General features: G+C 58.4%; 8 protein-coding genes. 6 read left to right on the forward strand and 2 right to left on the reverse strand.

The annotated features are described in order from the left end of the window. Positions 1-735 (forward strand): competence/damage-inducible protein A (locus ACQY6C_RS08480; RefSeq protein ID WP_427967512.1); only part of this gene is annotated, 735 nt, incomplete at its 5' end. A 151-nt stretch (positions 736-886) separates the two neighbouring features. On the opposite strand, the gene rplA is transcribed toward ACQY6C_RS08480, so the two are convergent. Then, on the reverse strand, positions 887-1579 hold the full coding sequence (gene rplA / locus ACQY6C_RS08485; protein ID WP_427967515.1) for a 50S ribosomal protein L1: 693 nt from the start codon (positions 1577-1579) through the stop codon (positions 887-889). A 4-nt stretch (positions 1580-1583) separates the two neighbouring features. Further along, positions 1584-2015, reverse strand: a complete 432-nt coding sequence (rplK, locus tag ACQY6C_RS08490; RefSeq protein ID WP_427967518.1) for a 50S ribosomal protein L11 — start codon at positions 2013-2015, stop codon at positions 1584-1586. Positions 2016-2472: 457 nt separating this feature from the next. Between rplK and ACQY6C_RS08495 the strand changes: the two genes are divergently transcribed. The 5 genes from ACQY6C_RS08495 to ACQY6C_RS08515 form a co-directional block, all read left to right on the forward strand. Further along, complete coding sequence (locus ACQY6C_RS08495; protein WP_427967521.1) at positions 2473-3318, forward strand: PspA/IM30 family protein; 846 nt, start codon at positions 2473-2475, stop codon at positions 3316-3318. A gap of 391 nt (positions 3319-3709) precedes the next feature. Next, entirely contained in the window at positions 3710-5038 is a 1329-nt protein-coding gene (locus ACQY6C_RS08500) for an arylsulfotransferase family protein (protein WP_427967524.1), read from the forward strand. Continuing rightward, positions 5026-5292 (forward strand): hypothetical protein, encoded by a 267-nt coding sequence (locus ACQY6C_RS08505; RefSeq protein ID WP_427967527.1) that lies wholly within the window; start codon positions 5026-5028, stop codon positions 5290-5292. The genes ACQY6C_RS08500 and ACQY6C_RS08505 overlap by 13 nt, the downstream gene beginning before the upstream one ends. Continuing rightward, a complete protein-coding gene (locus ACQY6C_RS08510; protein WP_427967530.1) occupies positions 5289-5693 on the forward strand; it encodes a hypothetical protein in 405 nt (134 codons plus the stop codon). Before ACQY6C_RS08505 ends, ACQY6C_RS08510 begins: the two co-directional genes overlap by 4 nt. Further along, on the forward strand, positions 5674-6314 hold a 641-nt coding region (locus ACQY6C_RS08515; protein WP_427967533.1), incomplete at its 3' end, for a sulfotransferase. The genes ACQY6C_RS08510 and ACQY6C_RS08515, both read left to right, overlap by 20 nt.

Genomic DNA, 6314 nt, shown 5'->3' on the forward strand with positions numbered 1-6314 from the left:
GCGGGCCTCGTCGTGATCGGCGACGAGATTCTCTCTGGTCGCACGCATGACAAGAACATCGCACAGGTCGCGAGCTGGTTGCAGGTGCAAGGCATCCGCCTGTCGGAAGTGCGCGTGGTGCCCGATATCGAGGAAAGGATCGTCGAGGCGGTCAACGCCCTGCGCGCTGCGAATGATTACCTGTTTACCACCGGCGGCATCGGCCCGACGCATGACGATATCACCGTCGACGCCGTGGCGAAGGCCTTGGGCGTCAAAGTCGTGGTCCACCCGACCGCGCGCGCAATTCTCGAACGCTACTATGCCGACAAGGGCGGGATCAACGAAGCGCGGCTACGCATGGCCCGCGTACCCGAAGGTGCGGAGCTGATCCCCAACCGCATGTCGGGTGCGCCCGGCATCCGGCTGGGCAATCTGTTCCTGATGGCGGGCGTGCCGCATATCACCGCGGGAATGCTCGACGCGCTGACGGGCGAGCTGGAAGGCGGCGCGCCACTGCTGAGCGAAACGATCGGCTGCTGGACTCCCGAAAGCGAAGTTGCGCCCTTGTTGCGTCAGGTCGAACAGGCGCATGAAAATTGTCAGATCGGCTCCTATCCATTCTTTCGCGAAGGGCGCGTGGGTGCGAATTTCGTGGTGCGCTCGACGAGCGAGGCCGATTTGAAGAGCTGCGTTAGCGCACTGTGCGATGCACTTGGCGAAAACGGCCTGGATTTCACTCTGGGCGGCATTTGAAGGTCCGCTAGCGACCCGATTTCGGACGTTCCATCCACCCTAAGACAGGCATTCTTAATCGCGCAATACAAAAGGGCCGGAGGATCGCTCCCCCGGCCCTTTTCTTGTTTCGCTTCGAGCGATAGCGCGCAGACGCTATCGCGCCGGCAGCTTACGCGCCTTCGACTTCGCCGAGGTCGACCTTGAGGCCGGGGCCCATCGAGCTGGTCAGCGAAATCTTCTTCACATACTTGCCCTTGGCGCCCGAAGGCTTGGCCTTCACCACGGCTTCGGTCAGTGCCTTGAAGTTGGCCTTGAGGTCGTCATCCTTGAACGACAGCTTGCCGATGCCGGAGTGGATGATGCCCATCTTCTCGACACGGAATTCGACCTGGCCGCCCTTGGCGTCCTTCACGGCCTGTTCCACATTCGGCGTGACGGTGCCCAGCTTGGGGTTCGGCATCAGGCCCTTGGGGCCGAGAACCTTACCGAGGCGACCGACGACACCCATCATGTCGGGCGTTGCGATCACGCGGTCGTAATCGAGATTGCCGGCCTGCATGTCTTCCATCAGGTCTTCGGCGCCAACCTTGTCGGCACCGGCGGCCAGCGCCTTGTCGGCATTGTCGCCCCTGGCGAATACCGCAACCTTGACTTCCTTGCCCGTGCCCGAAGGCAGCGAGACCATGCCGCGGACCATCTGGTCGGCGTGGCGCGGATCGACGCCGAGGTTCATCGCGACTTCGACAGTCTCGTCGAACTTGCTCTTGAACTGGCGCAGCGTGGCGAGTGCTTCGTCGACGCTGTAGAGCTTCTCACGATCGAGCTCGGCCAGGTTCTTCTGCTTCTTGGTCAGCTTTGCCATCGTCTTAGCCCTCCACCACGTCGAGGCCCATCGAACGGGCAGAGCCTTCGATGATCTTGGTTGCCTGCTCGATATCGTTCGCGTTGAGATCCTTCATCTTCATCTCTGCGATTTCCGACAGTGCGGAACGCTTGATGGTTCCGGCCGAAACCTTGCCCGGCTCCTTCGAGCCCGACTTCAGCTTGGCCGCCTTCTTGATGAGGAAGCTCGCCGGAGGAGTCTTGGTGACGAAAGTGAACGAACGGTCGGCATAGACCGTGATGATCGTCGGGATCGGCATGCCCTTGTCCATGCTGTCGGTCGCAGCATTGAAGGCCTTGCAGAATTCCATGATGTTGACGCCGCGCTGACCCAGCGCAGGGCCGATGGGGGGCGACGGGTTGGCGATGCCCGCAGGCACCTGCAGCTTGATATAGCCGTCAATCTTCTTGGCCATGATGGCCTCCTTTCACACTGTCGAACCGCGTTCGCCTGAACGGTTTGCGGCGGCTCTCATGTTAAGCGGTCCAGCGGCCTGCATCTGCGAGCCTCCCGCACGGTTTTCCAAAGCTTATGCCAGGGAAGGCGCGCACATAGCGTTTCAGGCGGGGAATGCAAGCGATATACCAGCTGAATGCGTAGCATCGGCGCAGAACATAATGGGTTTGTAATGGATTCGGTCGCTGACCAAGCGACCGCAAGGCCGACTGGCCGTCGCGCCGAATACGCGGAAGCCAAGTGAGCGGACGCGAGCGCCGGCGCTTGAGGCGAAACAGACAAGCGCCAAATCCTACAGGATGGAACACATGGAACAGGGTTCTGGGCAAGGAAATATGCCCCATAGCAAACGGCAGCGGTGACATGATTGACGACATGATTGAAGGCCGGCGAGGCAGGGCAATGGTCATGGCGGCATGCTGCATCAATGCAATGCCTGTAGGAAAGACGCGAAGTACTCCTCCCCGAAGATGGAACCGGGGCCAGGATTCGTCGACCAGAGGATCCTTTTCACAAGCAAATTTCTGTTTTGTTTAAGTTTCTACTATAGTTTTAGGATGCTCAATATTGAAGAAGGGCCAATTTCCATGATTCATATTGCCGTTCGTATCCGTGAACTGGCTGCCAGCAATCTCGATACTCTGGTCGGGAAAGCCGGAAACCCGCAGAAAATGCTGCGGCTGCTCCGTACGGAAATCGAAGAGAGCTTGGTTGCTTTGCACAGCGATCTCGCCAGGGCACAGCGCAAGGCCGCTCAGCTTGCCGACAAGGCACGGCAGGTTGAAGAGGATGCACAAGGCTGGACCGTCAAGGCCAAGACCGCAGTCGATCACAAACGCGAAGACTTGGCCCGTTCAGCGTTGCTGGCACGCGAAGATGGTTTGGCCCATGCAAGGGCTTTGGAAGCCGAAGCAGATCAGACCAGCCAGCAGGCTGGCGAAATCGAACAGGCAATCGCCCAACTCGAGAGCAAGCGAGAGGATGTGAATGCACGGCTGCAATCGGCCGTCGCCGAGCGCCCTGCACCGACGCCTCCCCCAGCATCTACCTCCGTAAGCGACAGCAAGGCTACACGCCTTCTCGACCGCATTGATAGGATCGAACGGCGCACCAACTTCGCGAACGAGAATCAGGCCGAGGCTGCGCCCGTCGATATCGATGTGGAGATCGCTGCGCTCCAACGCGAGGCTGATATCGGTGCCGAACTGGCGGCGATGAAAAGCGCTTCGAAGTCCAAACCAGCGCGCAAGAAGGCAAAATAGAGCGCTCGGCACTCGCTTTACGCTACGGAGTGCGCCTAAAATATCCGCAGTTGCAGATGGGCAGCCCGCCTTACTTGATCAGTTCGACCTGCTCGAAATCGAGCTCGGCCGAGGTCGCGCGCCCGAAGATCGAGACCAATGCCTAGACCTTGGCTCCATGCATCCAGCCGCTTGGTCGCCTGAAGAAAATTAGCAATGGATATGCCTGCGATGACGAGTGACGCTGCGCGTTGGCTTGGTTAGGGCAGGTTCCCGCTGCAAGTAAACACCGTTGGTATCTTCTGCATCGCCGCATTGCCCCGCGGCGATGGCGGGAATTGACGAGATGGAATCGGTTATAGTGAATTTGAAAGTAATTTGTCTGTAGAAGCGGCCAGCAGACGGGGGGAATATGGCTGAGAATACCAGATTACAGACTGCAGAGCGATTGTTCCTGATGCTGGTCGTACTCGTGCTGAGCGGGATGGCCGGTGCTATGGGGGTGGCGCCCTTCAAACAGCTTGCCGAAGGTGCGACGGCCACGATGACCATGGTCAGGCTCCGGATGCTGGACCGATCGCTGATACTGGAGCCAATTGTACATCCTGGCAAAGGCCTGGTGACGAACGATGCGGCGCATGTTCAACCGGGCTACACCATGATCCAGGGCATCATGCCGGGTGGCCACCAGGTACGGATGCTGGACGCGCAGGGGCGCGAGGTGCATCGCTGGAAGCTCGACTTCTACAAGGCCTGGCCCGATGCGGCGGAGATGATCCCTGCGAAACGCATTCCGGTATCGGAGTTTCAATATATCAATCAGGGCATGTGGCCGCTCCCCGATGGTTCACTGATCGCGAACTTCACCGCGCTCGGCTCGGTTCGTGTGGACGCCTGTTCCAACGTGATGTGGCGTTCAGACCGGCCAACGCACCACTCCGTCACGCCAACGGATGACGGCAAATTCTGGATACCCAGCCATATCGATGCCAAGGATACTCCACGGGAGTGGATGCCATTTGGCGAAGATCCGCAAGAGATCGACGATATGATCAATACCGATCACTATTATCACGATAGCGTGGTGTTGATGACGGCTGACGGCAAGATCGAGAAGCAATTCTCGGTACTTGGAGCAATCGTCGAGGCGGGCCTCGAAGGGCCGATCTACCAGTCACTGGCTGAAAAAATAACCGATGCGACGCACATCAACGACATCAATATCGTTACCGGGCCTCTGGCCGAGAAGATCCAGGGCGTCGAACCTGGCGATCTCCTCTTGTCGCTCAGAGCCATGAACATGCTGATAATTCTCGATCAGCAAACCGGCCAGCTCAAATGGCACAAGCAAGGGGCCTGGGTGCGCCAGCATGACCCCGATATCATGCCCGATGGGACGATCGAGATGTTCAACAACCGTTCTCCTATGGTCGTGGGCACGCACAAGGGCAGCGAAATACTCAGCTTTGATCCTGCAACTGAAACAACTAGGGTTATCTATCCAAAGAGCGAGGATGACTGGTTTCAATCGAATATCATGGGCACCCATCAACGCCTCGAAAACGGGAATGAACTGATTGTAGAGTCGATGGCTGGCCGTGCCTTTGAGGTTACCCCGACAGGCAAGATCGTTTGGGACTATCGATTGCCCTATGACAGCGAGCATGCGTCGCTTTTTTCATCCGGCATGCGTGTGCCGCTAGACTATTTTGAAAAGGATTCACTAAAATGCCCATCATGAACAAGAAGGCAGTGCTTCTTGCTGGCACCGTGGCAACTGCGCTCACAGCAGAGCCGGCCTATGCCTATATGGGTGCCGGCGCCGGCCTTAGCGCGCTAGGGTCGATTCTCAGTTTTCTCGGTGTCTTCTTGCTGATGCTGTTCGGTTTCGTCTGGTTCCCGCTCAAGCGGGCGCTGAGCCGGAAAAAGGACAAGAGCGAAGGGACAGATACGGCTGAAATTGCCGCTGAGGATGGCACCGAGGAAGACGCGTGATCCTGGCCTATATCACCAGTTGCCTGTTGCTCGCCGCAACGTTTCACCTGTTGCATATCTGGCCGCAGACAAAGCAAATGACGCGCATGATGCGCCTGGCGTTTGCCACAATGTTCGACAAGGCGCTGAGCGATGACGAAAAGGAAGTTGCCATTCGGCGCCATTCGATCAGGCTGCTGGCGGTGACCGTGAAACTGTCGGTGGGCCTTGCCGTTGTGCTTGCTGCCTGCGTGCTGCCCGTAGCAATTGCGGAACAAGCCGGTTTGCTGACCTATGAAGGCTTCCTCCTGTTCTCGCTGGAGCCGCTGGTAGTCATACTCACGATTGTTGGTTTTGGCTCCGCTCCATGGCTGATTGGCAGGTTGAGCGCGCGGAAAATGCATGGCTCTGGAGGACTATAACTGGGCGGACCGGATGGTCCATCGCATCGCGTTCCGTGCGCGCGCGCCGCAACATATCCTGATGGACATGGAAGACCGGCGCTTCGGCGATCGCCTGGCGTCGCAAAGGATGGGTGCACCGATCTTCGTCACCGCATTGCCGCGCGCCGGCACCACGCTGATGCTCGAAGTTCTTTCCTGTCATCCGGATACGGCAACGCATACCTACCGTGATATGCCGTTCGTGCTTTCGCCAGTGATCTGGCAGCAGCTGTCAGGCAAGTTCCAGGTGCGACAGGACGCCAAGGAGCGTAGCCATGGCGACGGGATGCTGGTTTCAGCCGACAGCCCAGAGGCGTTTGAAGAAGTGCTGTGGCAGCACGGGTATCCCCAAGATTTTCACAGCGATTGCATCCGGCTTCGCGAACGGCTGGACCCAAAGTTCCTGTCATCCCTGCAACGCCATATGCGGGCGATCTGTGTCGCTCGTGGCATGTCGAATGCGACCGCGACGCGCTATGTTTCCAAGAACAACGCCAATATCGCGCGTCTGGACGCACTTGCCCAGGCATTCCCCGATGCATCCCTCATCATTCCGCTGCGGCACCCGATCGATCAGGCGCGATCCTTGCTCCGGCAACA

The sequence above is a fragment of the Altererythrobacter sp. genome, assembly GCF_050299635.1.
Taxonomy (GTDB): domain Bacteria; phylum Pseudomonadota; class Alphaproteobacteria; order Sphingomonadales; family Sphingomonadaceae; genus Erythrobacter.